Genomic DNA, 26,997 nt, shown 5'->3' with positions numbered 1-26,997 from the left:
ACTGTGCGATGTCTTGTTCATGACCCGACGCTATGCCCGCCCCTGCCGCACTCCCATCCCCGGAACGGGGGATGCGTCGCGCGCCCTGACCAGCGCATACTGGGTGCGTGCTCGAGGTCCGGGCGGAGCGTGTGCGCCGGGAGGTCGCCGCGGTGGCGGGGTCCGGTGTCGATGTCGCGCGACTGCACGGGCGGGCGATCGAACTCGTCGGACACACGATGCGCAGCGAGTTGACGTGCTGGGCGCTCATCGACCCGGTGACGCTCACCATCTCGTCGATGACCAGGGGCCCGAACCGCGTTCCGTCCGAGTGCGAGCCGTTGCTCGCGGAGTCCGAGTACGGTGGCCGCGATCCGGGCAGTTTCGCGGCACTCGCACGAAGCGGGCCGAACGTCGTCCGCGCATCGGATCTCCCTGCAACTGCTGTGGCGGGCAGCCTCCGGCACGGCGCGGTGTGGCGGCCGCTCGGGATGGACCGCGAGATCAGGGTGGTGTTCAGGATCGACGGGATGTGCTGGGGTGGTGCCGGTTTCGTGCGTTCCGGACCGGATTTCACCGATCGGGACGTCGAGTTCCTCTCGACCGTTGCCCCCGCGTTGGCCGCCGCGACGCGAGCCGCGGTCCGTGACCGGGTCCGGCCGCCCGCCGACGGCGGAGAACCCGCGGTGGTGGTGACGGACGCCGCCGGCGACCCGATCGCACTCACCGCGGCGGCGCGCAGCTGGCGGGACCGCCTGGACGAGGCCGACCCCGGCAGGCTCCCGGTGCTGCTGAGGATCGCCACTGCCGGTGCGCGGTCGAGTTCGTCCGGCGTGTTCCGGGCGCGGGTCCGGGACGCGTCCGGCGGCTGGGTCCTGGTGCGCGCCACCGCACTGCTCGGGGGTGAGGAGGGCAGGACTGTGGTCACCGTCGAACCCGCCACGGACCGTGAGCTGACGGACCTGGTGTTCGCCGCGTGCGCGCTCACGACGCGGGAACGTGAGGTGTGTGCGGACGTGATGACCGGTCACTCGACGCGCGACATTGCCGAGCGGAGAGGATTCACCCCGAACACGGTCCACGACCACCTGAAGTCCGTGTACGCGAAAACCGGTGTCCGCAGTCGCGCGGAGCTCGTGGCGCGGCTGCGTCCGGGTCGTCGGATCGGGTGAGCGCTCCGGGTGGGCCGGGGCGTTCGCCCTCCGCAATCAGGTGGTGAGGACGATGCGGTAGCGCGCGCGCCCGGCCTCCGCGGTCGCGTACGCGTCCGCCGCGTCGGCGAGTGGCCGTTCCTCGACTCGCGCACGGACACCGCTCGACAGGGCGAATCGCAATGTTTCCTCGACGTCGCGGGCGGTTCCCGAGGGATGACCCCGGACGCTGAGCCCGGGTGTGATCAGCTGCAGCGGGCTGATCGGCAAGGGGTCCGGCGTGACGCCGACGACCACCAGTTCACCCCGCGGCAGCAGTCCGCCGACCGTCGCGGCCATCGCCGTCGAGTTCGCGGCCGTCGCCAGCACCACCGACACCCCACCGAGCGCGCGCAGGGACTCGCCGACGTCGCCGACGGTGGAGTCGACGTAGTGGTGGGCGCCGAGGGCGAGTGCGTCGTCCCGTTTGGCGGTGCCGCGGGCGATCGCCGTCGTCTCGAATCCCATCGCGCGAGCGAACTGCACGCCGAGGTGTCCGAGTCCGCCGAGCCCGAGGACGGCGACGGGGTCGCCAGGTGCCGCCCCGGTCTTGCGGAGGGCGTCGAAGGTGGTGACACCAGCACAGCTCATCGGTGCGGCCTCCACGAAGGACAGCCCGTCCGGAATCCTGGCGAGCGCGTTGCCGGGGACGGTGACCGACTCGGCGTAGCCGCCGGGATACTGCCAGCTGGGCACCTGGAGGTTCTCGCAGTGGATGAAGCGGCCCTGGCGGCAGGGGACGCAGTGGTTGCAGTGGCCGCCGAACCACGGAGAATCCCGCCCTCTTCGGGTCGAACGGAACCGGGTCAGGCGTACACGTCGGCCCGGACCACACGCAGGGAACCGCGGTCGAGGTAGCAGCAGAGCACGGCGGGGGAGCCGTCGGCCGTGCAGGAGGCGGTGACGGTGTCGCCGGCGGCGATGATCTTGGTGATGTCGCGGACCACGCGACCGCCGAGTGTGTGCAGCGCGTCGGAATCGCCCCGCGCGGCAGCGTCGACGAGTCGTTTCACGGCGGCCTTTCCGGGATCACCGACGCTGCGAACGGCAGCGCCGAACGCGATCGACCCGCCGAGTCCCAGGTTGCGCAGCATCCGGGTCGCCATCGACGTTCCCACCGCGAGCTTCGCCGGGCTGATGCCCGCGACCTGGGCGAACATCGGTGCCACCTCCCAGTGCGCCGCGATCCGTCGGATGCGCGGCTCGCCCTCGTCGAGGGTCGCCTCGTACAGCAGGTGCATCGGTGCGTGGGCGACCACTCCGCGGCCGAGCCGGGTTTCGATGGTGACGTCGCGGACGACGGTGAGCCCGTCGACGATGTCGTCACGCTGGACGTGGAAGCGAATGTCGTTGGGTGCGATGAAGGTGTCCCAGAACCGGGCGAGGGGGTCGCCGCCGCGCCGCTTGCGGCGGGGGTCGTAGAGCCCGCCGAGCACCGGACGACCGCCGACCGGATCCTCGACGACGTGGTAGCGCGCGAACAGTCCGAGCCACGCGTCCTTGTCGTGGTCGGCGACCGCCGCGGGTGAGGCGTGCGCGAGCGTGAGCAGGTCGGCGGGGTCGGCAAGCATGTCGCGGAGTATGCCAGATCGCCTGAAACGTGTTCTAGAAAATCAGTTGGAGGGGCCGTGGGGCGTCGACGGGTCGTCGTCCGTCAGGTACTCCGGATGCAACTCGCCCTTGACCCCCAGCTTGGTGTTCACGACGTGGTTGACGCCCCACAGCACGACACCGATCGCCAGCAGCACACCCGCGATCGCGTACTGGTCCGGATTCCGGTCGGTGAACGGGGTGGCCAGGAAACCGCACGCCAGCGCGCCGACGACCGGCAACGCCGTCGGCGCTCGGAAATGCTTGTGCTCGACCGGGTTCTTCCGCAGCACGAGCACGGCGACGTTGACGATGGTGAACACGCACAGCAGCAACAGGGCCGTGGTGCCGCCCAGCTGTGGCACCTCTCCGACGAACGTGATGAGGCCGAGTGCCAGGAACGTGGTGAACCCGATCGCGATGTACGGGGTGCGCCGGGTGCGGTGCACCCGCCCGAGCTGCGGCGGCAGCACGTGCTGGCGGCTCATGCCGTACAGGAGCCGACTCGCCATCAGCATGTTGATCAGGGCGGTGTTCGCGACCGCGAACATCGTGATGAACGCGAAGATCCCGATCGGGAACCCGGGTGCGCCTGCCTGCACGACCTTGAGCAGGGGAGTGTCGCCCTCGCCGAGTTCGTCCGCGGGCACGAGTGCGATCGCCGTGACGGACACCAGGACGTAGATCAGGCCGGTGAACAGCAGCCCCGCGAGCAGCACTTTGGGGAAGATCCGGCTCGGGTCCTTCGCCTCCTCCGCCATGTTCACCGAGTCCTCGAACCCGACCATTGCGTAGAACGCCAGCGTGGTCGCGGCGATGACGCCGCCGAGCGCGCTGCGGTCACCGGTGTCGAAGGTCATCGCGCGGGAGAAGTCGCCGTCGCCGATGCCGAGCGCCCACATGCCGATGAAGATGATGATCAGCAGACCGGACAGTTCGATGCAGGTCAGGACGACGTTGATCCGCACCGATTCGCCCACCCCGCGGAAGTTGACCGCCGCCACGATCAGCATGAACGCGATGCCGAGCAGGGTGATGCCGATGCCTGCGTTCAGGTCGATCTCGAAGGCCTCCGCGAAGTTCGCCGCGAAGGCCCGCGACGCCGTCGCCGCCGAGGTGATGCCCGAACACATCACCGCGAACGTGACCATGAACGTGAGGAACTGGATGCCGAACGCCTTGTGCGTGTACAGCGCCGCGCCTGCCGCCTGCGGGTACTTGGTGACGAGTTCGAGATAGCTGAAGGCGGTGATCAGAGCGACCGTGAACGCGACGAGGAACGGGAGCCACACGACGCCGCCGACGTCGTTGGCCACCTGCCCCGTGAGGGCGTAGATGCCGGTGCCGAGGATGTCACCGACGATGAACAGCAGGAGCAGCCACGGCCCCATCACCCGCTTGAGGGTCGGTTCCCCGCTGTGCTCGCCGCCGGTACCCGATGTCGGTGACCCGCCGGTCTCGGACGATCCGCTCATGGTTCCTCCTCGTGCGAGAACAACCGTTGGATCTACGGAAGCAGACCCAGCTTTCGGGCGGTGACGACCGCTTCGTGCCGGGACCGGGCGTCGAGCTTGCCCATCGCGCTGCGCAGGTAGCTCTTGACCGTTTCCGAGCCGAGCGAGAGACGGTGTGCGACTTCGTTGTTCGTGCAGCCGAGCGCGATGTGCGACAGGACGTCGAGTTCCCGCGGGGAGAGCGCGACGGCGGACGGTTCGGCGTCGTCGACGAGCAACCCGGCCAGTGCATCGGCCACCGCTCGCAGGCGCCCGCGCAGCGCGCCGTCCGTCGTGTCCTGCGCCAGGCTCCGCAGTTCGGCGTGCGCCTCGCGGATGCCCTCGGACACGGCGGCATCTCCGGGCCCGGAGGCCGTGTCGCGGGTGCCGAGCATGCGCAGCCGCCTGTCCACCTCGTCGCGGATCGCGATCTCCGTCGCGAGCCGCCGACCGGACAGCGTCAGCAGCTCTGCGGTGCGGTCGCCGATCGGCGTGGCCTCGCGGACCGCCGCGTACAGGACCGCGCGTGAGATCCCGCCGACCACGACCGGCACCGCGATCACCGATCGCAGGCCCTCGCCGAGAACCGGAGCGTCGAAGTGGTGGGTGATGTTCAGCGCCGTCCGGTAGTCGGGTACGGATGCCGGCCGCCGCTGGTGTGCGACGCGGCCACCCAGACCGGAGGTCGCGGGCACCGTGAGCCCTTTCAGCCCGTTCGTTCGGGTTCCGATGAACTCGCTGAGCAGCAGGTTTCCGTCGTGGACCTCGCCTCCGAACAGCACGGGAACATCGGCGAGGCTCGCGGTGTGTCGCAGCTCCGCCCGGAGGGCGTCGCCGTCGCGTGGGCGGAGCAACGCCTCGTGGGGGTTCGTCGGCATGGGCATCGTCGCGGCTACCCCTTTCCGGGGGTGGTGGTTGTGTCTTGTGAGCTAGATCATAAGGCGAGTGAAGTGTCCGGTGTCACGCCGGAGCGAAGTGGGAAGGAACCTCCATGGTCGACAACAGTGCCACGGCGACCCTCGCAGCGGATGCGGCAGCGATCCGCGCCCGGAGCGAGGGCAGTGTGGACGCGCTGCTCGCGCAGTACGACACCGCCGACGCCTGCGCGGCAGAGTTGCTGTGCGACCGGCACCCCGCCGACGCCGTCGCGTTCACCGTGATCGAGAGCGACCTGTCGTCCCGTGATCTCACCTACGGCGAGCTGCGCGCAGAGTCGACCAGGTTCGCCGCCGCCCTCGCCGACCGCGGAGTCGAGCCGGGCGACTGCGTGGCGACGCTGATGGGCAAGTCCGCCGAGCTCGTCGTCGCGCTGCTCGGCATCTGGCGTCGTGGCGCCGTCCACGTCCCGCTGTTCACCGCATTCGCGCCGCCTGCCATAGCGTTCCGGCTGACCGCCTCGGGTGCGAAAGTCGTCGTCGCCGACGCCAACCAGCTCGACAAGCTCGCCCCGGGCGAGGACATCCCCGCGGACGCCGCGTGGTCCGTCGTGGTCGCCGGTGGTGCCGCGGCCGACGGGCAGACGTCCTTCGCTGACCTGCTCGCCGCGCACACGGCCGACGACCCGAAGGGCGCCGCCGTCGCGGTCGGTGCCGACGCGCCGATCGTGCAGCTGTTCACCTCCGGAACGACCGGCACCCCGAAGGGTGTGCCGGTCCCGGTGCGCGCCCTCGCCTCGTTCCACGCGTACATGGACTTCGGGCTCGACGTCCGCGACCACGACGTGTTCTGGAACGCCGCCGACCCCGGCTGGGCGTACGGCCTGTACTACGCGCTGCTCGGCCCGATGGCCGCCCGCCGGCGCAGCCTGCTCCTGCACGCCGGGTTCTCCCCGGCGCTGACCTGGCAGGTGATCGAGAAGTTCGGCGTCACAAACTTCGCGGCCGCACCGACCGTCTACCGCAGCCTGCGCGCCGACACCGGGCCGATCCCGTCCGGCGTGACGCTGCGCCGTGCGTCGTCCGCGGGCGAGCCGCTGACCCCGGACGTCGTCGCGTGGTCGAAGTCCACCCTGGGCTGCGAGGTGCGTGACCACTACGGTCAGACCGAACACGGCATGTTCATCGTGAACGCCTGGGCCGACGAGCTTCGCGAGGAGGTCCCGGCCGGGTCGATGGGGCGTGCGTTGCCGGGCTGGTCGTGCGCCGTCCTGCTCGACGACAGCGACGACGTCGCCGCACCCGGAACGGCGGGCCGGGTCGCGATCGACACCCACGCCAGCCCCCTGATGTGGTTCCGCGGTTACGTGGACGCACCGGAGAAGACGAAGCAGCGGTTCACCGAGGACGGGCGCTGGTACGTCACCGGCGACGCGGGCAGCGCGGACGAGGACGGGCACTTCTTCTTCAGCTCCCGTGACGACGACGTCATCATCATGGCCGGCTACCGGATCGGCCCGTTCGACGTCGAGTCCGTGCTGGTGATGCACGAGCACGTCGTCGAGGCCGCGGTGGTCGGTATGCCGGATCAGCTGCGCGGCGAGGTGCTCGAGGCGTTCGTGGTGCTCCGCGACGGTGTCGACGGCACGGACGAACTCGAAGCCGAGCTGCAGACCCTGGTGAAGAGGAAGTTCGCCGCGCACGCCTACCCGCGGACCGTGCACTTCGTGCCGTCGCTGCCGAAGACGCCCAGCGGCAAGGTGCAGCGGTACATCCTGCGTCAGGGCTGACCTGTCGATCGGGTTCTCCGGTGGTCACCCCGTCGACCACCGGAGGACCCTGTCACCGGCTCTCTGTCAGCCGTGAGGCGAGGAACGCGAGAATCTCGTCGCGAGCCGCGAGCGTCGGTTCACCCGCGGCGTCGACCAGGTGGGCGGTCACGACACTGTGCGGGCTCGCCACCACCTCCGCGAAGAACGGCGGCGGTGCCGGATGAGCGGCGTCGTCGGGAAGAACCGTGCCCACGAACCGGTCGCCGAGTGCCCTCGAGTAAGCGGTGAAACGCTCTGCCCGGCACCACTTGTCGCCGGCGAACCGGTAGGCCGGCACGGTCAGGTCGTCACGGTCGAGGCGGTCGCGCACGGCGCGCAGGTCGTCCGGCGAGATCTCCAGGCCGCCCGGATCGTCGAGCGGAAGCGACGGCTGGCAGAGCACTGGCGCGAGCACCGATTCCTCGAGGGTCATGGTCAGCGCGAAGTTGCCCGTGAAGCACATGCCGATCGCACCGACGCCGGGACCGCCGCTCTCCTGGTGGGCGGTGCGTGCCAGGGCGCGCAGCCACCGGGTCACGGGGCTGGTGCGGTTCGCGCCGAACGCCCGGAACTCGGCACTGACGCATGCGCGCTGCATGACGGCGCTCCCGTCCTCGACCGTCGGGACCGCGCCGTCCCGCCCGAACAGCGAGGGCAGGTACACGGTGAATCCGGCGTCACGAACCCACCGCGCGAACCGGGCGACGTGCGGACTGATCCCCGGCATCTCCGGCATGACGACGACCGCAGGCCCCGCCCCCGAGACGAGCACGAGCTTCGTCGCCGAATCGAACGTGAACTCGCGGCGCGCGAAGTCGTCGAGCGGATCGTCCGCGGTCGGGCGCTGTGCTGCCATGGGTGGATTCCTGTTCGTCGACGGTCACTGACACGTCGAGTCTCGTGACTCGGAACCCCCGGCACGAGGGGCACTGTCGCCACGTTTCGGGTCGATCCGGCCACATCGGTGCGAATCGATCAGGGCGCGCGAAACCGGCGCCGGTACTCGGCGAGCCCGATTCCCACGCGCTCGACGAACATTCGCCGCAGAGTGCCCGGATCCCGATAGCCGACGCGCGGCGGGATGTCGCTGATCGGAACGTCGGTGTCCGCGAGAAGTCTCTTGGTTGCGGCGATCCGGGTGTCCTGCAGGAAGTCCAGTGGCGGCGCGCCGACGTCGTCGCCGTACCTGCGCAGCAGAGTGCGGGAACTGACGTGGAACGCGGCGGCCAGTCGCGGCAGGCTGTAGGGCTCCGCCAGGTGATCGACCAGCCAGCGCTGGACCGCGGTGGCGAACGGGCCGGTCGCGGGCGTCACCATGGACTCGACGACATAGGGCGCCTGGCTGGTCCGGTTCTCGGACACCAGTGTGATCCGGGCGGTGGCCCGCGCGACGGCGCCGCCGAGATGGTTCCGGACGATCGTCGTCGCGAGGTCGAGCGACGCGCTGAAGGCGGCAGTGGTCGTGACGTGTCCGTCGGTGACGACCAGGGACTGCGCGCACACCGTCGACTGCGGATAGCGCCGGGCCAGCTGGGAGGCGAACAGCCAGGACGTCGTCGATCGTCGCCCGTCCAGCAGTCCCGCCTCACCGAGCAGGAACGCTCCGACGCACACCGACGTGACGTGGACGCCTCGCCGCCCGGCCTTGCGGATCACGTCGATCTCGCGGCGACGGCCGGCGAGCCTGGAGTCCAGGTCCTCGGCGGGGGAGAGGTCGAACCCCGGCACCACGAGCAGGTCGTGGTCGTGCTGCCAGCGGCGTGCGACGACACCGAATCCACCTGCGGCAGTGACGGGTTCGGCGTCGACCGCGACCACCGAGACCCGGAACGGATCGACGTGGGTCGTGCGCTTCTCCCGTGCGACCTGGTTCGCCATGTGGAGGATGTCGGAGACGGCGAACACCTCGGTGGCGAAACAGTCGTCGTACGCGAGGATTCCAACCCGCATGGCACCCACTTCCGAAACGGCCGCTCCGGCAGGGGGCCTCGGTGGGTCAGGCTACCGGCCCACGCACACCGGGCGCCGGGCCCACGGCGCTGTGGGCCCGGCATCGAGAGGTGGCACGCTACGACAGGCCGGAGACCGAACCGCGAACTCGACGATGCCGAAGAGAAAGTCGCCTCCTTCAGAGAGCAGGTCTCCGAAGTCGCCGAGCGCGGTCAGGAGGGCCAGTCGCGGCCGCCCGTCGCGTCAGAGGCCGAGTTGCTCCGCCGTCTGCTCGGCCAGTGCGGGTCCGAGCGTCATGCCACGACCGCCGGGGCCGGCGACGATCCACACGTTGTCGGTCGCCTCGCCGCGATGCACGAGCCGCGTCGGATCGAGGTGTTGGCTGTACACCCCGGCCCAGCGCTTGACGACCGGAGGGATTCTGCGGCCGAGCAACTTCTCGGTGACGGCCTTCAGGTGCTCGTACGGTGCCTCGTCGACGTCGAAGTCGAACGGTTCGTCGTACTCGTGGGTGTCGCCGATCGTGAGTCCGCCGTGCAGGCGCTGCACACACAGCAGTTGCATGCGGTGCGCGGCAGCGATCGGGGCCTGCGGCTGCCGCGCCCGCAACTCCTCGAGGGCCTTGCCCGCGAAAGCGGGGTAGTAGCGGAGGCTGTCGCCGTCCGCGACAGCCGTCGTCAGGACCTCGCCGAGGGGTGCCGTCTGCATCATCTGCAACCGCACCCGGCGCAACGGGAGGTCCCCCGCGAGGTCCCGGGCCAACCCGCCGAGGGCCGCGCCGGGGCACACGATCGCCAGGTCCGCGTCGGTCGTGCGTCCGCGGTCGTCGCGGACGTGCACCCCCGTCGAATCGCTCGTCACGTCACGGGCCTCGGTGGCGGGGTGGTAGGTGTAGCGCCCGGACTCCGCGAGGTGGGCACGGATCGCGGGCAACGCGATCCTGGACTCGACGGCTCCGTCGAGGCGGCAGTACAGGCCGGCAAGGTAATCCCCACGCAGGGCCGGGTTCGTCGTGCGTACCTGCTCGGGGTCGAGGAGCGTGAATCCACGGGCGTCGGAGTCGGGGCGGGCGAGGACTTCCTCGGCGACGGCCAGTTCGTCGGGTGTGCGGAGCAGGGTCAGCGACCCGGCGGGCCGGAACCCGATCGCGGGGACGCGGGCGGCGAGATCTGCCCACAACTCGCGTGACCGCAGAGTCGCATCGAGTTCGTGGTCGGCTCGTCCCGACACCCATACCAGACCGAAGTTGCGGACCGTCGCGCCTCGGGCCTCGGGTTCGCGTTCGAGGTGGATGACGTCGTGTCCACGGCGGATCGCCTCGTCGGCGTGCGCCGTCCCGAGGATCCCTCCGCCAACAATCACTATTCGCATGGGACACAGCATGATCGTTGGTCTAGACCAACGGTGGGCCGAGGCGGAAACTTCGGGTGAACAGTTGGTGCGGCCACGCGCCCACGACACGCGGCGAATCGGGGCTGTTGTCTCGGCGCCCTCCGACGGACAATGGGTGCCACCTGATCAGCACCGACGAAGGGTGAGCGGCATGGATCGGTTCGAGCTCCCGCAGACGTTGCGTCGATCGTCGAAGGAGGTGCAAGAGGTTTACGCCACGGCTCACGAATCCGCAGTGAAGCGGTTCGGGACTGGCGAGGAAGCCGAGCGAGCCGCCTACGGGGTCGTCAAGGAGAGCTACGAACTCGCCGTCGACCACTGGGTGCCCAAACAGGGCTGACACGGGTCAGGCGTGCGCGCTGCCCTGCAGTGCGCCGCCCGCCGCCCGCCAGTCGATCAGCCCCTTCGACATGTTCCTGGCGTCGAAGCCGTACTCGATGAGCATGTTCGCCGCACCGTAGGAGCGGAGACCGCCTGTGCAGAACGTGATGAGCAGTCGGTCGTCCGGTAGTTCCTCGCACCGCTTCGGCAGTTCCTCGAGCGGGATGTGAACCGAACCCGGGATGTTGTTCCGGTCCCATTCGAACTGCCTGCGGACGTCGACGACGAGTGCGCCGTCGGCGACCAGGCCGATCGCCTCCGCGGCCGTCACCGACGGGGCGCCGTGCAAATAGTGACGAATCTTCATGGCAGCAGGCCTCTTCCGTGCAGTTTCAGTTAGTCTGAAACTGGCGAAGGGGAGTTGTCAACATGACCGATGCGGGTCCACCGCCGAGTGCGGCGTTCCTGGTGATGGCGCTCGGGCGGCGCATGCGCGAGCGGGTCGAGCAGGCCCTGCGCGCCGAGGGCATCACTATGCGCCACCTGTCCGCCCTGGGGCACCTGTCCCGGGACTCCGGACTCTCGTACAGCGAGTTGGCTCGCCGAGCCTCGGTGACACCGCAGAGCATGCAGTCGACACTGGCCAAGCTGGAGGAGCGGGGAGCCGTCACGAGGACGACCGATTCCGGTCGGGGCCGGACCGCGCGACTCGTCGTGACCGACGAGGGCGCGCGACTGCTCGGGCTGGGGCGGGACGCTATCGCCGAGCTCGACCGCGTGCTCGCCGACCAGGTGGACGCAGAGGATGTGGGCCGGCTCGCTCCCGTGCTCCTCCGGGCGCTGGCCACGCTCGGAGCACGACCGGGCGGTTGACCGGGTTCAGGTCGCGAGCACGCCCGCACCGAGCGCCGCGCAGACCAGCATCAGCAGGAACAGAGCCCAGCCCGCACCCTGCCATGCCGGCCAGGTGCCGCCGCGCTTCCACACCGCGTATGTCTCGAAGAACGCGCCCACTCCGCCGACCATCAGGACGGCGGCGGGGACGATCGCGAGGAGGTACCGGTCGGCCGTTCCGCACACCGGCGTCGTCGATGCGGCGCAGTTGCTGCGGCCGAGGTAGGCCCAGAGTCCGAGCAGGATCGCGGCGACCAGCGCCACGGCGAGCACGGACACCGCGTATCTGGTGGCCCGGCGGATCTCGGGTGGGTCGTCCCAGCGCTTCTCGATGTCGCGCCGGTCGGGTTCGTGACCTCGGGTGCCCTCGAACACTTCGTACCTCCCCTCGGCGACCTCGGCCGGGAAGTGACGTCGCGGGTGTTCGGTGCCGCACCGCGGCGGATCGCGTCGAGGCCGAGGCCCACCCTCAACGCTACGCGTGCCCCCCGGGTACGTCGGCGGGCCGCGGCCAGGGGTGGCCGGTCCGGCGTTCGATGTCGTTGTTGAAACGCTCGAGCAGGGCGGCGAAGGCGGCGCTGTCGGCGGGATCCCAGTCCGCGATGATCGCCCCCAGTCCGCGTACGTGGCCTGCACGTTGCAGTTCGAGCCGGTTGCGCCCCTCGTCGGTGACGCGGAACTTGCGGGCCATGCCGCCGTCCGGGTCCGGGATGCGCTGGACCAGCCCCGCCTTCATCATCGCGGTGGTCTGACGGCTGATCGTCGAGGTGTCCAGGTCGAACGCCTCGCTGAGCTCGCCGACGGACATCGGGCCCTCGATGCTGATGCGACTGAGGAGGAGGTACGCGGAGGACTCGAGGTTGCCGTCGCCTCGCCGGGGGCGGGCGATGTGCCGCGCGAGGAGCATCGTTTCGAACTCGATCCGGTCCGCGGTCCCGTCCACGCTTGCTTCCTCTCGATCCGTCGCCGCCGGTGGCGCCGGGATTGTCCGGGTTGGGACAACCCTGTGGTGTGCATCATACACATCTGTTGCATGCGGCAATTTTATTGCATGATACAAGTAATGTGTATTGCACATATGACGTGGACAGGGCGCCGGGGGTGCCGCTTGTGAACAATGAGGAGCTTGCGTGAGAAGTAGTAGTCCTGCGAACCCGAACGTGGTGGTCGCGGTGTTGGCCTTCGCGGGGATCGTCGTCGCCATGATGCAGACGCTCGTCGTCCCGCTGATCGGCGACCTGCCGAGACTGCTGGACACCACCGCGTCGAACGCCACCTGGGTCGTGACCGCCACTCTCGTCGCGGGGGCGGTGTTCACTCCGATCACCGGCCGCCTCGGCGACATCTTCGGCAAGCGTCGGATGCTGCTCGCCTGCTCCGTCCCGCTGATCGCCGGCTCACTGGTCTGCGCGCTCGCGACGTCGGTCGTACCGATGATCGCCGGACGAGCCCTCCAGGGGCTCGGCATGGGCATCATCCCGCTCGGCATCGCGGCACTGCGCGAGCTGGTTCCGGCCGACAAGCTGCACTCGTCCATCGCCTTGATGAGCGCATCCATGGGCATCGGCGGCGCCGTCGCCCTGCCGATCGCCGCAACCGTCGCGCAGAACGCCAGCTGGGACGCACTGTTCTGGAGCGCGACCGTCCTCGCCGTCGTGATCGCCGTCTTGATCTGGTTCTTCATCCCCTCCACCCCCATCGACCCGCACGCGGGCAAGTTCGACCCGCTCGGCGCCGTCGGACTGGGCATCGGACTCGTCTGCCTCCTGCTGCCCGTGTCCAAGGGCGCGGTCTGGGGCTGGACCGGCAGCACGACCATCGGTCTGTTCGCCGCCTCGGTGCTGGTGTTCCTGGTCTGGGGCTGGTGGGAACTGCGGACGACGGACCCGCTCGTCGACCTCCGCACCACCGTCCGGCCGCAGGTCCTGCTCACCAACGTCGCGGCGGTCGTCATCGGCTTCGCCATGTACGCGCAGTCGCTGATCCTGCCGCAGTTGCTCCAGCTGCCCGCCGCCACCGGCTACGGCCTCGGCAACTCGATGGTCGTCATGGGTCTGTGGATGCTGCCCGGTGGCTTCGCGATGATGGCGGTCGCACCGATCGGCGGCAAGCTGTCCGCGACCCGCGGGCCCAAGCTGACCCTGATCGTCGGCGCCCTGATCATCGCGGCCGGATACGGCTCGTCCATGGTCCTGATGGGGACCTCCTGGGGCCTGATGATCGTCGCGATCGTCTGCGGCATCGGCACCGGCTTCGCCTACGGCGCGATGCCCGCGCTGGTGATGGGTGCAGTTCCGCTGTCCGAGACGGGCGCCGCGAACGCCTTCAACACGCTCTGCCGCTCGCTCGGCACGTCCATCGCCGCAGCCGTCGTCGGCGCCGTGCTTGCCCAGATGACCATGCAGGTGGGCGAGCACGTCCTGCCCACCGAGGCCGGTTTCCGAACCGGGCTGCTGATCGGGTGCGGTGTCGCACTCGTCGCAGCTGCGGTCGCGGCGTTCATTCCGGCGCGCCGGCCCGCGTCGGCGGAGTCCGACGCCGCGGAGCTGGTGTCCGTTCGCCGCTGACGGCCCCGAGATGCCGAGCCCGGCGGATGTTCCCACGAACGTCCGCCGGGCTCGTCAGTTCCGGTGGGGGCGCGGCGCGTAACCTGGAACGCATGTCTGTGCGCGCACCCTTGGTCCCCGGTACCGTCTCGCCCACCCTCGCGGTGCCGGCGAAGATCGAGCGGCCCGAGTACGCGTGGAAGCCCACCGTCAACGAGGGCAACGAACCCTGGGTGCAGACCCCGGAGACCATCGAGAAGATGCGGCTCGCCGGCCGGATCGCCGCGCAGGCGCTCGAGGCTGCGGGAAAGGCCGTCGCGCCCGGCGTCACCACCGACGAGCTGGACCGGATCGCGCACGAGTACATGATCGACAACGGCGCGTACCCGTCGACGCTGGGCTACAAGGACTTTCCGAAGTCCTGCTGCACCTCGCTGAACGAGGTCATCTGTCACGGCATCCCCGACTCGACGGTGATCCAGGACGGCGACATCGTCAACATCGACGTCACCGCCTACATCGACGGCGTGCACGGCGACACCAACGCCACGTTCCTCGCCGGCGACGTCTCCGAGGAGCACCGACTGCTGGTCGAGCGCACCCGCGAGGCGACGATGCGGGCCATCAAGGCAGTGAAGCCGGGGCGTGAGCTGAACGTCATCGGCCGCGTCATCGAGTCCTACGCGAATCGCTTCGGCTACGGCGTGGTTCGCGACTTCACCGGCCACGGCATCGGCGAGACCTTCCACAACGGCCTGGTGATCCTGCACTACGACCAGCCGAACGTGGACACGATCATCGAACCCGGCATGGTGTTCACCATCGAGCCGATGATCAACCTCGGTATGGTCGACTACGAGATCTGGGACGACAACTGGACCGTCGTCACCGAGGACCGCAAGTGGACCGCCCAGTTCGAGCACACCATCGTGGTCACCGAGTCGGGGGCGGAAATCCTCACCCTGCCGTGAGCGGGTCCGGTGGGGCGCTCCTCGTCGCGGGCACGACATCCGACGCGGGCAAGAGTGTCCTGGTGGCCGGACTGTGCCGGTTGCTCGCGCGCCGCGGCGTCTCGGTCGCGCCGTTCAAGGCACAGAACATGTCGAACAACTCCGTCGTCACCCTCGACGGCGGCGAGATCGGACGGGCGCAGGCACTGCAGGCCCGCGCCTGCGGCCTCGAACCCAGCGTGCGGTTCAACCCGGTGCTGCTCAAGCCCGGCAGCGACCGCACCTCCCAGCTCGTGGTGCGTGGCAAGGCCGTCACGTCGGTCGGCGCCCGTGACTACATGACACACAGGCAGTGGCTGCGCGGGGTGGTCGCCGACGAACTGGCCTCGCTGCGAGCCGAATTCGACGTCGTGATCTGCGAAGGCGCCGGGTCTCCCGCGGAGATCAACCTGCGTGCCACCGATCTCGCGAACATGGGGCTCGCGCGCGCAGCGAACCTACCGGTCGTCGTGGTCGGTGACATCGACCGCGGGGGAGTGCTGGCGCACCTGTTCGGCACCGTCGCCGTCCTCGAACCCGAGGACCAGGCGCTGATCGCCGGGTTCGTCGTCAACAAGTTCCGCGGCGACGTCGGGTTGCTCGAACCCGGGCTGGACCAGCTCCGGGAGCTGACCGGACGCCCGACGCTGGGGGTCGTCCCGTTCGCCGAGGGACTGTGGATCGACGCCGAGGACTCGCTGTCGACGATCGTGGACGCGCCGGTGGGCAGGCCCGCACCGCCGATCGGCCGGGACTGGTTGCGGGTGGCCGCGATTCGGCTGCCCCGGGTGTCCAACGCGACCGACGTCGAGGCCCTCGCGTGCGAGCCGGGGGTGTCGGTGCACTGGGTGAGCGACCCGTCGCGTCTGACCGACGCCGACCTGGTCGTGATCCCGGGCAGCAAGTCCACGGTCGCGGACCTCGACTGGCTGCGGGCGTCGGGGCTCGCGGACGCGCTGTCGGCGCGGGCGGCCGCCGGTGGGCCGATCCTCGGCATCTGTGGTGGCTACCAGATGCTCGGGCGGCGCATCGTCGACGACGTCGAGTCCGGCGCAGGCGTCGTCGACGGGCTCGGCCTGCTGGACCTCGATGTCGAGTTCGCCGCCGACAAGGTGCTCGCACAGTCGGCGGGCGAGTCCGACGGGATCGCGGTGTCCGGCTACGAGATCCATCACGGCCGCGTCACCCGCACCGGCGACCTGCCCCTGTTGCGCCACGACGACGGGACGCCGGAGGGCAGTGTCCGCGGGGCCGTGTCCGGGACGCACTGGCACGGTCTGCTGGAGTCGGACGACTACCGGCGCCGACTGCTGACCCGGGTGGCGGCGACCACGGGCCGCGACTTCACCGTCGCGCCGAACACGTCGGTCGCCGCCGAGCGCACCGCCCAGCTCGACCTGCTCGCCGATCTCGTCGAGCAGCACGTGGCCGTCGACGAGGTCATGGCATTGATCGAGCGCGGCGCACCGTCCGGGCTGCCGGTGGTCGGGACCGCACTCACGGTTCGCTGACCGGCGGAACGGGGATCACGGTGTCGCGCGACGCAACCCGCCCCACGTGCCGGCCAGCGTGACCGCTGCGATCACCAGCGGAAGCGCCACCATCGGAACGGCGCGAGGGGAATCCGCGAACCACGACCCGATCTCCGGCCACCAGCCCGCCCATGTGATCCCGATGGCCGCCAGGCCGAGGCCGCCGAACACCGCGACGCCCGCGGCCAGCAGGCCCGTCGTGCGCCAGCGCTGGTAGATCGCGCCGGCGAGCATCGCGATGCCGGTGGTCGCCAGCAGGATCGCGAACAGCGACAGCAGTTCGACGAGTCGGCTGTCGGTGACGTATCGGGCGAGGCCGAACATCCGCATGTGTACGCCCCAGCCGCCGGTGGCGGCCTCGATCGCGGACAGCGCCTGCAGCGCGATCGCGAACACCGCGGACTGACCGAGCGCCATGATCACGGTGGCCCGGTAGAACTCGCGACGGGTGACGCTCAACCCCAGCGCGAAGGGGAAACTCTGGTTCATGGCCTGGAGGTAGAAGGCGACGACGAAACCGAGCAGGGCGGTGACCGCACCGGTGAATCCCTCGCCCTCCTCGTTCTGCACGAGGAAGTAGATGGTCCAGCAGATCGCGAACGAGACCGCGAGGATGCCGACCGGCCAGGCGACGAGCAACGGCCATGCGACGGTGTGTAGTCGCAGCACACCGCCGATCCGGGACGGGGCGGCCCTGTGCTGTGCTGCCGTGAACGTTGCGGTGGTCATGACTGCGGCTCCTGACTCGGTGCGTCGTGCGGGAGGCTGGTCGTGCGGATGACGAACTCCTGCAGTGAGGCCGGTTCGACAGTGCCCCCTGCCTCGAGCAGGCGGCTGCGATCGGCGTCCGGTCCGGTGGTGCGGACCGTCGCCCTCGTGGTGGAGCCGAGCGACTCCCGGTGGAGGACGGTGCCTTTCGAGGAGAACTCGTCGACTGCGGCGGTGGGGCCGGTGACGACCACCGCGCGCTGCCGGATCGCGTCGGCCGAATCGTCGACGACGACGCGTCCACGGTCCACGACGATGACGTGTTCGAGCAGGTTCGACACCTCGTCGATGAGATGTGTGGACAGCACCACCGTCCGGGGGTGCTCGGCGTAGTCGGCAAGGAGGCGGTCGTAGAAGAGCTGGCGTGCGACGGCGTCGAGGCCGAGGTAGGGCTCGTCGAACAGCGTCAGCGGCGCGCGCGACGCGAGCCCGATCGTCACCCCCAGTGCCGAGCGCATGCCTCGGGAGAGCTTCTTGACCCTGCGGCGTCGGGGCAGCTGGAAGTCGTCCAGGAGTTGGTCCGCGAAATCCGTGTCCCAGTGCTCCAACAGGTGCGCGGCCGCCGTGAGGACGTGGCCGACGCAGAGGTCGTCCGGGTACGTCTGGCTCTCCTTGACGAAGCAGACGTCGCGGAGCACGTTCGCGTTCTCGAACGGTGATTCGCCGAACACCGTTGCCTCACCGGATGTGTGGATCGCCTGACCGGTGAGAACGGACATGGCGGTGGTCTTGCCTGCGCCGTTGCGGCCGAGGAGGCCGTAGATCCGCCCCCGCTCGATGTCGAACGAGACGTCGGTGAGCGCGTCGACGTCGCCGTAGGTCTTGGTGACTCCCCGCATCGCTGCGACCACGTCGGTGTCGGTCGTGGGTGGGGCGGTGATCTTCGTGAGGCCACTGGTCATCGGGCCACCTCCCTGTTGTCGAATCGAGTGGCGTCGAGCATGGACTTGAGTTCGTCGAGCGGGATACCGAGTCGAGCCGCTTCCGCGACCAGGGGCTCGATGTACTGGTGCGCGAACGCCTCGCGACGGCGGAACCGGAGCGCCTCGCGCGCTCCCGAGGTGACGAACATTCCGATTCCTCGCTTCTTGTAGAGGATTCCCTCCGCGACAAGCTGATTCAGGCCCTTGGCCGCGGTCGCGGGGTTGATCCGGTGGAACGCCGCGAGCTCGTTGGTGGACGGCACCTGCGTCTCCTCGGGCAGTGACCCGTCGATGATCGCGCCCTCGATCTGTTCGGCGATCTGCACGAACAGCGGCCGGCCGTCGTCGATCACCGGGACCGTCCGAGGTGGCTCACTGGTTCATTACTCATGTAACTAACCATAGAACCGCTCGGTGACGTTGGCAACCCTTCCGGTCGTCGTTCGAGGTTCCGATCGCGCTCCGTGTACCGTCCGGGCATGGAGTTGACGGAAGTGACTGTCGGACAGGTCACGCACAGCGTTCGGGTCGACGGCCCCGAGAGCGCCCACATCGTCGTGCTGTTGCCCGGCGCCGGGGAGGACGCGGCCGCCTTCGATGCGGTCTGCGAGCGTCTGCACGGCTCCGACCTGCGCACCGTCGTTCCCGATTCCGTCGACGGACTCGACGTCGAGGGCCTGCTCGCGCTCCTCGACGGCCTCGGTCTGACCTACGTGAACCTCGCGGGCAACCGCGAGGGTGCCGAGCTTGCCTGGCAGGCCGCCGCACGCACCTTCGGGCGCTTCAAGAGTCTCGTCGTCGCGGACGCCGCACATCCCGCGATCACCGGCGGTGACTGCCCTGCTGTCGAGATCCCCACCACCGTTCTCGTCGGCGTCGACGCCGTCCGCGACGATGCCGCGGCCAGCGGCCGTCGCTGCTACTCGGACTTCCGCGTCGTCGAACTCGACGGGATCGGGTCCGTGCCCCGCGACGCGGCCGCCGCCTTCGCCACTGAGATCTCGCTGCGCACCAGCATGTGGTGATCGCGGGTCGGAGCCGCCGTGGACCCGGCACTAGACTCTGTCGGTGCTCGACAACGTTTCCACGCCCATCGACGTCACCTCGGTTCGCGCGGCGGTGCGGTCGCCCCGGCGTCTGACCACCGAGGTCCTCGCCGGTCTCGTCACCTCGCTCGCCCTCATTCCCGAGGTCATCTCGTTCGCGGTGATCGCGGGCGTCGACCCGAAGGTCGCGCTGTACACCTCGTGCATCATGGCCATGACCATCGCCGTCGTCGGTGGCAGGCCCGCCATGGTGTCCGCGGCCGCGGGAGCGACCGCACTGGTGATCGCGCCGCTGGTCGCCTCGCACGGGATCGACTACCTGATCGCCGCCGTCTGGCTCGCGGGTGCCCTGCAGATCGCCTTCGCGGCGGCGGGAGTCGCTCGCCTTGTGCGTTTCATTCCACGCTCGGTGATGATCGGGTTCGTCAACGCGCTCGCGGTCCTCATCTTCAGCGCTCAGGTGCGGCAGCTCGTGGACGTGCCGTGGGTGGTGTACCCGCTCGTCGCCGCGGGGATCGTGATGGTGGTCGCCATCCCGAGGTTCACGACCGTGGTGCCCGCGCCGCTGATTGCGATCGTCGTCCTCACCAGTGTCGTGACGCTGTTCCACCTGGACGTACCGGACGTCGCCGACCAGGGAGAGCTGCCGTCGGGCCTGCCCACGTGGATGATCCCCGACGTCCCCCTGAACTGGGAGACGGTGACGATCATCGCGCCGTTCGCGCTCGGGCTCGCCCTCGTCGGACTCCTCGAGTCGCTGTTGACCGCCAAGCTCGTCGACGACATCACGGACACCCCGTCCGACAAGACCCGCGAGTCGTGGGGCCAGGGTGTCGCCAACATGGCCGGCGCCCTGTTCGGGGGCATGGGCGGCTGCGCGATGATCGGCCAGACGATGATCAACGTCAAGGAGGGCCGCGCCCGGACCCGTGTCTCGACGTTCCTCGCCGGCCTGTTCCTGCTCGTGCTCTGCGTGACCGTCGGTGACGTCGTCGGCGCCATCCCGATGGCCGCACTGGTGGCCGTCATGGTGGTCATCGCCGCGACCACCTTCGACTGGCACAGCATCGCGCCGCGCACCCTGAAGTTGATGCCGCGCAGCGAAACCCTGGTCATGCTCGTGACCGTCGTCGGCACCCTCGCAACCGAGAACCTCGCCGTCGGCGTGATCGCCGGTGTGCTCACCGCGATGGTCGCGTTCGCCCGGCGGGTCGCGCACATGGCGGATGTCGCGGTGTTCGACCGCGACGACGAGCGCGTGTACCGCGTCTCCGGGCAGTTGTTCTGGGCGTCGAGCAACGATCTCGTGCACCGCTTCGACTACGCGGGCGATCCGGACACCGTCGTGGTGGACCTGACCGACGCCGAGGTGTGGGACGCGTCCACCGTCGCGACCCTCGACACGGTCCAGCACAAGTACGCCGAGCGCGGAAAGTCCGTTCGGATCGTCGGACTCGACGGCGCGAGCCTCGATCGACTCGAACGGCTCTCCGGCCGGCTCGGCTGACCGCGGGCGGCTCGAGCAACCGGCGGCCGGGCGTAGCCTGACATCGACGGCGCACGCGGCGCGAGGAGGGGTTCCAATGCCGGCGCAGACCAGTTCGACCAGGACCCTGCCGGTCATCGATCTCGAGCACCTCGACGTCGACGCGCTCCGCACCGTGACACACAAGATCGGCTTCTTCCACCTGACCGGCCACGGCATCGATCAGCAACTCACTGACGACCTGATCGCCGCCGCACGTGATTTCTTCGCCCTCCCCGAAGCGGACAAACTCGAGATCGAGAACGGCAACTCGCCCCAGTTCCGCGGGTACACCCGCGTCGGAGGCGAACGCACCCAGGGCTACGTCGATTGGCGGGAGCAACTCGACATCGGTCCCGAGCGGGCGGCGGTCGAGTCCGTCGATCCGGCCCGGCCGTGGGACGTGCTGCACGGTCCGAACCTGTGGCCCGCACGGGTCCCGCGGTTGCGCCGCCTGGCGTTGGAGTGGATGGAAGAGGCTCAGGACGCCGGAATGCGGCTGATTCGCGGGTGGGCCGTGTCCCTCGGCGCCGCCGAGGACTTCTTCGACGCCGCGTTCGCGGATCCCGACCCGTTGCTGAAGATCGCCCGCTATCCCGGCCACGACGGATCGGTCACCGCTCAGGGCGTCGGCAGCCACAAGGATGTCGGAGCACTGACCCTCCTGTACCCGGAGCCGACGAGCACCGGCTTCCAGGTCGAGACGGACACCGGCTGGCTGGATGTCGATCCGATACCCGGCTGCTTCCTCGTCAACATCGGCGAACTGCTCGAGGTCGCGACCGGCGGGTACCTCAAAGCCACCGTGCACCGGGTGCTGCCACCCCCGACGGGTACCGATCGCGTGTCCCTGCCGTTCTTCCTCAACCCGGGCTACGACGAGGCGCTTCCGGACGTGCCGCTCCCACCGGAGTTCGCCGCCGGCTCGGTCGGTGTCGGTTCGGACCAGCACGGCGACGCGCTCCACGCCCGCTATGGACTGAACGCCCTCAAGTCGCGTCTGCGCGCCCACCCCAACGTCACCGAGCGGTACCACCGCGACCTTCTCGACCTGCGCGCCCTCCGGGGCTGACGCACGGTCCTGTCAGGTCGATCGGCTCGGCACCCGCCCCGTGGTCGCGGAGCCGAGGACCGACCGGAACCCGGCGGTCACCTCGTCGGCGATCGCCTCGTCCTCCCCGGCTTCGAGTGCGTCGAGGATGCGTCCGACGACGACGGCGGGGTCCGCCTTGGGCACGTCGAGGTGCGCGATCATCGGAGTGTCGGTGTACGCGAGGTGCGCGCCGAGGACCTGTGTACCCTGCGCGGCCAGTTCGAGACGCAGCGCATTCGTCACGCCCCACAGTGCGGCTTTCGACGGACTGTAGGCGCCGGGTGTGGCGAGCCAGCTCAGGACCGAGTGCACGTCCACCACCGCCCCGCCGCCGCCACGTCCCAGAACGGGTGCGAACGTGCGGACCAGTTCGAGCGGGGCGAAGACGTTCGTCTCGAAGGTGCGCCGGATGTCCTCCATGGGGGAGTGGAGAAGCGATGGCGCGCCGGTGATTCCGGCATTGTTGACCAGGACGTCCACGTCGGCTGCCGTCGCCGCGGCGGCCGCCACCGACGCGGCGTCGGTGACGTCCAGGTGCAGCGGCACGACGCGACCGTCGTTCCAGGCGTGGTCCCGGCGCGCCGCGGCGTACACCCGGCGGGCGCCGCGCGCGAGCGACTGGGCGACGAACTCGCGGCCGAGGCCGCCCGTCGCCCCGGTCACGAGAACGGTACGTCCGTGGAGATTCATCGGTCTGCTTCCTGTCGGTTGGGGGAGGGACGGTCGATGCTCGCCGTCACAGGCGCTCGATGATGGTGGCGTTCGCCAATCCTCCCGCCTCGCACATGGTTTGGAGTCCGAAGCGGCCGCCCCGCTCGTGCAGGGCGTGAGTCAGGGTCGTCATCAGGCGCGCGCCGCTCGCGCCCAGCGGGTGGCCGAGCGCGATCGCGCCGCCGTACACGTTGACCTTGTCCAGGTCCGCGCCTGTTTCCCTCGCCCAGGCCAGCACCACCGACGCGAACGCCTCGTTCACCTCGAACAGGTCGATGTCGTCGACGGCGAGCCCGGCCCGTTCGAGAACCTTGCGGGTGGCGGGGACGACCGCCGTCAGCATGTACAGCGGGTCGTCGCCGGCGACGGCGACACTGTGGATCCGGGCCAGTGGACGCAGGCCCAGCTGTTCGGCGCGCTCACTGGTGGTGATCAACAGTGCGGAGCTGCCGTCGGTGACCTGACTTGCGTTGCCCGCGGTGACATTCCAGCCGATCTGCGGGAATCGCGCGGCCATCGCCTCGTCGTAGTAGGCGGCACGCAGTCCGCCCATCGTCTCCAGTGTGCTGCCGGTGCGGATGCCCTCATCGGTGCGGAACTCGCCGATCGGGCTGATCTCGGCGTCGAACAGGCCGTTCTTCGTCGCCTCCGCTGCCTTGGCGTGGCTGGAGAGCGCGAACTCGTCCAGTTGGGTGCGGGACAGACCCCAGCGGGCCGCGATCAGTTCGGCGCTGATGCCCTGTCCGACGAGTCCGTCGGGGTAGCGCTCGGCGAACGCCACGCCACTGGCGTCGTCGGTGCCCATCATGTTCGATCCCATGGGCACGCGGCTCATGGACTCGACGCCGCCGGCGACGACGATGTCGTAGGCGCCCGAGATGACGCCCTGCGCCGCGAAGTGCACCGCCTGCTGGCTGCTGCCGCACTGACGGTCGACGGTGGTGGCGGGCACGGATTCGGGGTAGCCCGCGGCGAGGGTCGCGCGCCGGGTGAGGTTGGCGCCCTGCTCACCGACTGCGCTGACCACGCCGCCGATGACGTCGTCGATCAGGGACGGGTCGATGCCGCTGCGGTCGACCACCGCGCGCAGGCTGTGGGCGAACAGGTCCACCGGATGCACCTCATGGAGTGCGCCGGTGGCCTTCCCGCGGCCGAGGGGGGTGCGGACGGCCTCGACGATCACGGCGTCCCTCGTCCTGCTGTTGCTCATGGTGCGTCCTCTCGGTCGTGAGGAGTCGGCTGTCCCGAGGCCCTCTGCCACTACCAACGATCTGACTATGCAAAACCATACCCAGATCGGCGACAGCTGGCTACACATTTCTCAAGTCAGTACGATTGCCTGGTGGCGATGAAGTTGCAGGGACCCCTCGCGGATCGCTCGGCCTGGGACGCAGACGAGCGATGCTCGATCAGCCGTGCCATGGGGATCGTCGGAACACGCTCGGCGATGCTGCTGCTGCGCGAGGCGTACTACGGAACGACCCGCTTCGACGACTTCGCTCGTCGCGTCGGGATCACCGACGCCGTCGCGTCTGCTCGGTTGAAGGAACTGGTCGATGCAGGTCTGCTCGCCAAGCACCCCTACCGTGAACCGGGACAGCGCACCCGCTACGAGTACGTCCTCACCGACATGGGCCGGGACCTCCTGCCGGCGGTGATCGCGCTGATGCAGTGGGGTGACAAGTACCTGCAGCAGGGCGGCGGACCACTCCAGGTCGTCGACGACGCCACGGGAGAATCCGTCAGTGTGCGCGTGCGTACCGAGTCGGGCGACGACGTCGCGCTGGACGACCTACGCCTGCGCGTCAACACCCCGCCGGCCGCCGACGCCACACACGGCTGAACGTGGCGTTCATGCGGTTGACGCGCATGAACGCCACGTTCAGCCCCTGCCGCCGCCGGCGCCAACATGGGTGGGGTGGGGTCAGTCGAGGCCGAGGAGGGCGTTCTCGACGACCTCGGTCAGCGCGGGGTGAATCCAGTACTGGCCCAACGCCATCTCGCGGGCAGGGAGGCCGAAGCTCATCGCCTGGACGAGCGGCTGGAGCACCGTCGACGCCTGCGCACCGATGACGTGCGCGCCGACGAGCAGGCCGGTGTCGCGGTCCGCGATCACCTTGCACAGTCCCTCGTCGTCCTCCATCGCCCAGCCGTAGGCGACGTCGGCGTACCGCTGCACCTTCACCGAGATGTTCAGACCCGCGTCGCGCGCCTGCGTTTCGGTGAGTCCGACGCACGCGATCTGCGGATCCGTGAACACCGCCGCCGGAACGAACCGGTGGTTGGTGCGAACCAGGTCGGCTCCCGGACTCCAGGCGTCGCGCAGCAGGTTCGCCTGCACCACCCGGGCCTCGTGGTTGGCGACGTGCTTGAGCTGATGAGGCGACGACACGTCACCGAGCGCGAACACGCCCTCCGCGGTGGTGCGCTGGAACTCGTCGACGACGACGCGCCCGCGTTCGTCCACCTCGATGCCTGCCGCCTCGGCGTTCAGTCGGTCACCGTTGGGGGTGCGTCCGGTCGCGACGAGCAGAGTGTCGCCCTGGACCACGGTGCCGTCGGCGAGGATCACCTCGACACGTGAGTCGTCCCCTCGAACCTGGACCACCGGACTGCCAAGGTGCACATCCCATTTGGCGCGGGCGAGGTCGGTGAACTGCTGCGAGATGTCGGTGTCGAGGTCGCGGAGCAGGCGTGGTCCGCGACCGATGACCGACACCGCAGTGCCGAGTGCGGAGAACACGTGCGCGAACTCGGAGGCGATGAATCCGCTGCCGACGACGACGAGGTGTTCCGGTTGCGTCGGGAGCCGCATGATGTCGTCGTTGGTGTGGAACGGGACCCCCGAGCGGGCGATCTCGTCGGGAATCACCGGCCGTGATCCGGCGGCGATCACGATCTGGTCCGCGGTGATCTCCTCGCCGCTGCCGGTGCGGATCCGCTTCGGGCCGGTGAAGGTCGCGTACCCGGAAAACAGTGTGGTGTCGGGGTTCTCGTCGCGCCGGTAGCGTTCGCCGCCGGCCGAGATGGGGTCGATGCGATCGAAGACCCGCTCCACGATGTCCGACCAGCGGACCTTCTCGATCCGGGCGTCGACGCCGTACCGGGAGGATTCGCGGATGGTGCGCGCCACCTCCGCGGCGTAGACGAACATCTTGGTCGGGATGCAGCCGACGTTCAGGCAGGTCCCGCCGAAGGTGCCGCCCTCGCAGATCGCCACCTTCATGCCCGCGTACCGCTCGTCGAGAATCGTGTTGCCGGAACCGGATCCGATGATCGCCAGGTCGAAGTGCGTCACGAGCGCTGTCCCTCCGCGTTCTCGGCGGCGCCCTGTCCGGTCAGCCACGTCAGCCACTGTTCCACTTCGGCGAAGGCCAGCTTCCGCGGCACCTCTCGCGACAGGAAGACGTCGTGCCGGGCTCCTTCGATCGGAACGATCGTGGTGCGGTCCCCGAGGCATCCTGCCCACCGGGCGATCTGCCGGACGTCGAGCACCAGGTCAGCGGACTCGGACTTCGACGTGTACCGCATCGAATAGTGCGTCGCCTTCGACCGCAGGATCAGCGACGGGACGCCGACGTCGAGCCCGCGGTGCAGGACGGCCTGTCCCCTGCGGATCGCGCGCAGCCATCCGAAGGTCACGCCGAACCCGCGAAGCGGCTTCCACTCGAGGTCGTAGTCCCATTCGCCGCCGTGGTCGCGGTGCAGCGTGCGCCCGTAGACGTCGATCGGCGGCTGTCGCAGCTGGAGGTCGCTCTTCACACGTCCGATCGTGCGGATCGCGACGGTGCCGACGTTGCGGACGTACCACGGTCCCTGCAGGTCGAACCACGGACTGTTGAGGATCAGCCCGGAGACGCCCGCTCCGGCGCTGCCACCCGGACGGCGATTCACCCGGTCCAGCCACAACGGCAGGATCAGTCCGCCCGTCGAGTGTGCGGTGAGGAGGACCGATCCACCCTCCGACTGCTCCCGAATGGTCTCCAGGGCCCAGTCGAGCTCGCGGTCGTAGAGTGCGAGATCCGTCACGAAATGCGGCGTCTGGCCGGGGCGGCGGGAGCGCCCGCACTTGCGCAGATCGAGCGCGAAGAAGTCGTAGCCCTGGTCGTGGAAGTGCTCGGCGACGTGCTTCTGGAAGAAGTAGTCGGTGAAACCGTGCACGTAGAGCACGGCTTTCCGTCGCGGAGTCGAGCCGGCGGGCTGGTATCTGACGAGCGTCGCGGCGATGTCACCCTCGCCGTCGGGGTCCTCACCGAGTGCGAGTGTGGTCTGCTCGTAGCCGTCGCCGAGGAGGTCGGGAGCCCAGGTAGTCACAAATCACAATCCTAGTGTGCAATCCTGGCCCCTCGGAGGAGCACAATTGATGCGA

General features: G+C 69.4%; 27 protein-coding genes and 1 pseudogene. 11 read left to right on the top strand and 17 right to left on the bottom strand.

Annotation, left to right across the window (positions count from 1 at the left end):
- The first annotated feature begins 107 nt into the window (after positions 1-107).
- The gene (locus tag ACFSJG_RS18875; protein ID WP_378486760.1) at positions 108-1,151 is read left to right on the top strand and encodes a helix-turn-helix transcriptional regulator; all 1,044 of its coding nucleotides are present in this window, start codon (positions 108-110) and stop codon (positions 1,149-1,151) included.
- 36 nt (positions 1,152-1,187) lie between these two features.
- Here ACFSJG_RS18875 and ACFSJG_RS18870 read toward each other — a convergent pair.
- The 4 genes and pseudogenes from ACFSJG_RS18870 to ACFSJG_RS18855 form a co-directional block, all read right to left on the bottom strand.
- A pseudogene (locus ACFSJG_RS18870) lies at positions 1,188-1,937 on the bottom strand (zinc-binding dehydrogenase); the annotation flags it as partial.
- A gap of 38 nt (positions 1,938-1,975) precedes the next feature.
- Complete coding sequence (locus tag ACFSJG_RS18865; protein WP_378486759.1) at positions 1,976-2,740, bottom strand: nuclear transport factor 2 family protein; 765 nt, start codon at positions 2,738-2,740, stop codon at positions 1,976-1,978.
- Positions 2,741-2,782: 42 nt separating this feature from the next.
- Positions 2,783-4,150: an APC family permease gene (locus ACFSJG_RS18860; protein WP_378486875.1), complete on the bottom strand. Its 1,368-nt coding sequence runs from the start codon at positions 4,148-4,150 to the stop codon at positions 2,783-2,785.
- A 116-nt stretch (positions 4,151-4,266) separates the two neighbouring features.
- Complete coding sequence (locus tag ACFSJG_RS18855; protein WP_465270025.1) at positions 4,267-5,136, bottom strand: LuxR C-terminal-related transcriptional regulator; 870 nt, start codon at positions 5,134-5,136, stop codon at positions 4,267-4,269.
- 107 nt (positions 5,137-5,243) lie between these two features.
- Here ACFSJG_RS18855 and ACFSJG_RS18850 point away from each other — a divergent pair, with 107 nt between their 5' ends.
- Complete coding sequence (locus ACFSJG_RS18850; protein ID WP_378486757.1) at positions 5,244-6,917, top strand: AMP-binding protein; 1,674 nt, start codon at positions 5,244-5,246, stop codon at positions 6,915-6,917.
- 52 nt (positions 6,918-6,969) lie between these two features.
- On the opposite strand, the gene ACFSJG_RS18845 is transcribed toward ACFSJG_RS18850, so the two are convergent.
- The 3 genes from ACFSJG_RS18845 to ACFSJG_RS18835 form a co-directional block, all read right to left on the bottom strand.
- Complete coding sequence (locus ACFSJG_RS18845; protein WP_378486756.1) at positions 6,970-7,794, bottom strand: dienelactone hydrolase family protein; 825 nt, start codon at positions 7,792-7,794, stop codon at positions 6,970-6,972.
- A 119-nt stretch (positions 7,795-7,913) separates the two neighbouring features.
- A complete protein-coding gene (locus tag ACFSJG_RS18840; protein WP_378486755.1) occupies positions 7,914-8,888 on the bottom strand; it encodes a GlxA family transcriptional regulator in 975 nt (324 codons plus the stop codon).
- 243 nt (positions 8,889-9,131) lie between these two features.
- Positions 9,132-10,259 carry a TIGR03364 family FAD-dependent oxidoreductase gene (locus ACFSJG_RS18835; RefSeq protein WP_378486754.1) on the bottom strand — a complete coding sequence of 376 codons (1,128 nt, stop codon included), beginning with the start codon at positions 10,257-10,259 and terminating at the stop codon, positions 9,132-9,134.
- A gap of 172 nt (positions 10,260-10,431) precedes the next feature.
- On the opposite strand from ACFSJG_RS18835, the gene ACFSJG_RS18830 reads away from it, so the two are divergent.
- Complete coding sequence (locus ACFSJG_RS18830) at positions 10,432-10,620, top strand: ChaB family protein (protein ID WP_378486753.1); 189 nt, start codon at positions 10,432-10,434, stop codon at positions 10,618-10,620.
- 6 nt (positions 10,621-10,626) lie between these two features.
- Here ACFSJG_RS18830 and ACFSJG_RS18825 read toward each other — a convergent pair whose 3' ends face one another.
- Positions 10,627-10,968 (bottom strand): rhodanese-like domain-containing protein, encoded by a 342-nt coding sequence (locus ACFSJG_RS18825; RefSeq protein ID WP_378486752.1) that lies wholly within the window; start codon positions 10,966-10,968, stop codon positions 10,627-10,629.
- Positions 10,969-11,030: 62 nt separating this feature from the next.
- Here ACFSJG_RS18825 and ACFSJG_RS18820 point away from each other — a divergent pair, with 62 nt between their 5' ends.
- Positions 11,031-11,474, top strand: a complete 444-nt coding sequence (locus ACFSJG_RS18820) for a MarR family winged helix-turn-helix transcriptional regulator (protein WP_378486751.1) — start codon at positions 11,031-11,033, stop codon at positions 11,472-11,474.
- Positions 11,475-11,480: 6 nt separating this feature from the next.
- Here ACFSJG_RS18820 and ACFSJG_RS18815 read toward each other — a convergent pair whose 3' ends face one another.
- Together ACFSJG_RS18815 and ACFSJG_RS18810 are read right to left on the bottom strand one after the other, a co-directional pair.
- Positions 11,481-11,870 (bottom strand): hypothetical protein, encoded by a 390-nt coding sequence (locus ACFSJG_RS18815; protein ID WP_378486750.1) that lies wholly within the window; start codon positions 11,868-11,870, stop codon positions 11,481-11,483.
- Between the two features lie 100 nt (positions 11,871-11,970).
- Complete coding sequence (locus ACFSJG_RS18810) at positions 11,971-12,438, bottom strand: MarR family winged helix-turn-helix transcriptional regulator (RefSeq protein ID WP_378486749.1); 468 nt, start codon at positions 12,436-12,438, stop codon at positions 11,971-11,973.
- Between the two features lie 187 nt (positions 12,439-12,625).
- On the opposite strand from ACFSJG_RS18810, the gene ACFSJG_RS18805 reads away from it, so the two are divergent.
- The 3 genes from ACFSJG_RS18805 to ACFSJG_RS18795 all read left to right on the top strand — a co-directional run bounded on the left by ACFSJG_RS18805 (position 12,626) and on the right by ACFSJG_RS18795 (position 16,541).
- Positions 12,626-14,062: an MFS transporter gene (locus ACFSJG_RS18805; protein WP_378486748.1), complete on the top strand. Its 1,437-nt coding sequence runs from the start codon at positions 12,626-12,628 to the stop codon at positions 14,060-14,062.
- A 92-nt stretch (positions 14,063-14,154) separates the two neighbouring features.
- Positions 14,155-15,012: a type I methionyl aminopeptidase gene (map, locus tag ACFSJG_RS18800; RefSeq protein ID WP_378486747.1), complete on the top strand. Its 858-nt coding sequence runs from the start codon at positions 14,155-14,157 to the stop codon at positions 15,010-15,012.
- A complete protein-coding gene (locus tag ACFSJG_RS18795; protein ID WP_378486746.1) occupies positions 15,009-16,541 on the top strand; it encodes a cobyric acid synthase in 1,533 nt (510 codons plus the stop codon). The genes map and ACFSJG_RS18795 overlap by 4 nt, the downstream gene beginning before the upstream one ends.
- A 15-nt stretch (positions 16,542-16,556) precedes the next feature.
- Here the strand turns inward: ACFSJG_RS18795 and ACFSJG_RS18790 are convergent, their stop codons facing one another.
- The 3 genes from ACFSJG_RS18790 to ACFSJG_RS18780 are packed head-to-tail and all read right to left on the bottom strand — an operon-like array spanning position 16,557 to position 18,606.
- A complete protein-coding gene (locus ACFSJG_RS18790; RefSeq protein ID WP_378486745.1) occupies positions 16,557-17,291 on the bottom strand; it encodes an ABC transporter permease in 735 nt (244 codons plus the stop codon).
- Complete coding sequence (locus ACFSJG_RS18785; protein WP_378486744.1) at positions 17,288-18,232, bottom strand: ABC transporter ATP-binding protein; 945 nt, start codon at positions 18,230-18,232, stop codon at positions 17,288-17,290. The genes ACFSJG_RS18790 and ACFSJG_RS18785 overlap by 4 nt, the downstream gene beginning before the upstream one ends.
- A complete protein-coding gene (locus tag ACFSJG_RS18780) occupies positions 18,229-18,606 on the bottom strand; it encodes a GntR family transcriptional regulator (RefSeq protein WP_378486743.1) in 378 nt (125 codons plus the stop codon). The genes ACFSJG_RS18785 and ACFSJG_RS18780 overlap by 4 nt, the downstream gene beginning before the upstream one ends.
- Before the next feature lie 126 nt (positions 18,607-18,732).
- Between ACFSJG_RS18780 and ACFSJG_RS18775 the strand changes: the two genes are divergently transcribed.
- The 3 genes from ACFSJG_RS18775 (at position 18,733) to ACFSJG_RS18765 (ending at position 21,896) form a co-directional block, all read left to right on the top strand.
- Positions 18,733-19,278, top strand: coding sequence for an alpha/beta fold hydrolase (locus tag ACFSJG_RS18775; protein WP_378486742.1), 546 nt, complete (start codon positions 18,733-18,735; stop codon positions 19,276-19,278).
- 43 nt (positions 19,279-19,321) lie between these two features.
- The gene (locus tag ACFSJG_RS18770; protein ID WP_378486741.1) at positions 19,322-20,806 is read left to right on the top strand and encodes a SulP family inorganic anion transporter; all 1,485 of its coding nucleotides are present in this window, start codon (positions 19,322-19,324) and stop codon (positions 20,804-20,806) included.
- Between the two features lie 76 nt (positions 20,807-20,882).
- Positions 20,883-21,896 carry an isopenicillin N synthase family dioxygenase gene (locus ACFSJG_RS18765; RefSeq protein ID WP_378486740.1) on the top strand — a complete coding sequence of 338 codons (1,014 nt, stop codon included), beginning with the start codon at positions 20,883-20,885 and terminating at the stop codon, positions 21,894-21,896.
- Between the two features lie 12 nt (positions 21,897-21,908).
- Here the strand turns inward: ACFSJG_RS18765 and ACFSJG_RS18760 are convergent, their stop codons facing one another.
- Together ACFSJG_RS18760 and ACFSJG_RS18755 are read right to left on the bottom strand one after the other, a co-directional pair.
- Positions 21,909-22,607: an SDR family oxidoreductase gene (locus ACFSJG_RS18760; RefSeq protein WP_378486739.1), complete on the bottom strand. Its 699-nt coding sequence runs from the start codon at positions 22,605-22,607 to the stop codon at positions 21,909-21,911.
- 46 nt (positions 22,608-22,653) lie between these two features.
- Positions 22,654-23,838, bottom strand: a complete 1,185-nt coding sequence (locus tag ACFSJG_RS18755) for a thiolase family protein (protein WP_378486738.1) — start codon at positions 23,836-23,838, stop codon at positions 22,654-22,656.
- A gap of 138 nt (positions 23,839-23,976) precedes the next feature.
- Here ACFSJG_RS18755 and ACFSJG_RS18750 point away from each other — a divergent pair, with 138 nt between their 5' ends.
- The gene (locus ACFSJG_RS18750; protein ID WP_378486874.1) at positions 23,977-24,471 is read left to right on the top strand and encodes a winged helix-turn-helix transcriptional regulator; all 495 of its coding nucleotides are present in this window, start codon (positions 23,977-23,979) and stop codon (positions 24,469-24,471) included.
- Positions 24,472-24,552: 81 nt separating this feature from the next.
- Here the strand turns inward: ACFSJG_RS18750 and mtr are convergent, their stop codons facing one another.
- A complete protein-coding gene (gene mtr, locus ACFSJG_RS18745; RefSeq protein WP_378486737.1) occupies positions 24,553-25,926 on the bottom strand; it encodes a mycothione reductase in 1,374 nt (457 codons plus the stop codon).
- Positions 25,923-26,942 carry an alpha/beta hydrolase gene (locus ACFSJG_RS18740; RefSeq protein ID WP_378486736.1) on the bottom strand — a complete coding sequence of 340 codons (1,020 nt, stop codon included), beginning with the start codon at positions 26,940-26,942 and terminating at the stop codon, positions 25,923-25,925. The genes mtr and ACFSJG_RS18740 overlap by 4 nt, the downstream gene beginning before the upstream one ends.
- Positions 26,943-26,997 lie beyond the last annotated feature (55 nt).

The organism is Rhodococcus gannanensis (genome assembly GCF_042681175.1).
Lineage (GTDB): Bacteria > Actinomycetota > Actinomycetes > Mycobacteriales > Mycobacteriaceae > Rhodococcus_G > Rhodococcus_G gannanensis.
This window is presented reverse-complemented; position numbering and strand designations above follow the sequence as displayed.

Coding starts and splice junctions, on each gene's coding strand:
- ACFSJG_RS18865 (WP_378486759.1), bottom strand. CDS start 2,740: ATGCTTGCCGACCCCGCCGACCTGCTCACGCTCGCGCACGCCTCACCC.
- ACFSJG_RS18860 (WP_378486875.1), bottom strand. CDS start 4,150: ATGGGGCCGTGGCTGCTCCTGCTGTTCATCGTCGGTGACATCCTCGGC.
- ACFSJG_RS18855 (WP_465270025.1), bottom strand. CDS start 5,136: ATGCCCATGCCGACGAACCCCCACGAGGCGTTGCTCCGCCCACGCGAC.
- ACFSJG_RS18850 (WP_378486757.1), top strand. CDS start 5,244: ATGGTCGACAACAGTGCCACGGCGACCCTCGCAGCGGATGCGGCAGCG.
- ACFSJG_RS18845 (WP_378486756.1), bottom strand. CDS start 7,794: ATGGCAGCACAGCGCCCGACCGCGGACGATCCGCTCGACGACTTCGCG.
- ACFSJG_RS18840 (WP_378486755.1), bottom strand. CDS start 8,888: ATGCGGGTTGGAATCCTCGCGTACGACGACTGTTTCGCCACCGAGGTG.
- ACFSJG_RS18835 (WP_378486754.1), bottom strand. CDS start 10,259: ATGCGAATAGTGATTGTTGGCGGAGGGATCCTCGGGACGGCGCACGCC.
- ACFSJG_RS18830 (WP_378486753.1), top strand. CDS start 10,432: ATGGATCGGTTCGAGCTCCCGCAGACGTTGCGTCGATCGTCGAAGGAG.
- ACFSJG_RS18825 (WP_378486752.1), bottom strand. CDS start 10,968: ATGAAGATTCGTCACTATTTGCACGGCGCCCCGTCGGTGACGGCCGCG.
- ACFSJG_RS18820 (WP_378486751.1), top strand. CDS start 11,031: ATGACCGATGCGGGTCCACCGCCGAGTGCGGCGTTCCTGGTGATGGCG.
- map (WP_378486747.1), top strand. CDS start 14,155: ATGTCTGTGCGCGCACCCTTGGTCCCCGGTACCGTCTCGCCCACCCTC.
- ACFSJG_RS18790 (WP_378486745.1), bottom strand. CDS start 17,291: ATGACCACCGCAACGTTCACGGCAGCACAGCACAGGGCCGCCCCGTCC.
- ACFSJG_RS18785 (WP_378486744.1), bottom strand. CDS start 18,232: ATGACCAGTGGCCTCACGAAGATCACCGCCCCACCCACGACCGACACC.
- ACFSJG_RS18775 (WP_378486742.1), top strand. CDS start 18,733: ATGGAGTTGACGGAAGTGACTGTCGGACAGGTCACGCACAGCGTTCGG.
- ACFSJG_RS18765 (WP_378486740.1), top strand. CDS start 20,883: ATGCCGGCGCAGACCAGTTCGACCAGGACCCTGCCGGTCATCGATCTC.
- ACFSJG_RS18760 (WP_378486739.1), bottom strand. CDS start 22,607: ATGAATCTCCACGGACGTACCGTTCTCGTGACCGGGGCGACGGGCGGC.
- ACFSJG_RS18755 (WP_378486738.1), bottom strand. CDS start 23,838: ATGAGCAACAGCAGGACGAGGGACGCCGTGATCGTCGAGGCCGTCCGC.
- ACFSJG_RS18750 (WP_378486874.1), top strand. CDS start 23,977: ATGAAGTTGCAGGGACCCCTCGCGGATCGCTCGGCCTGGGACGCAGAC.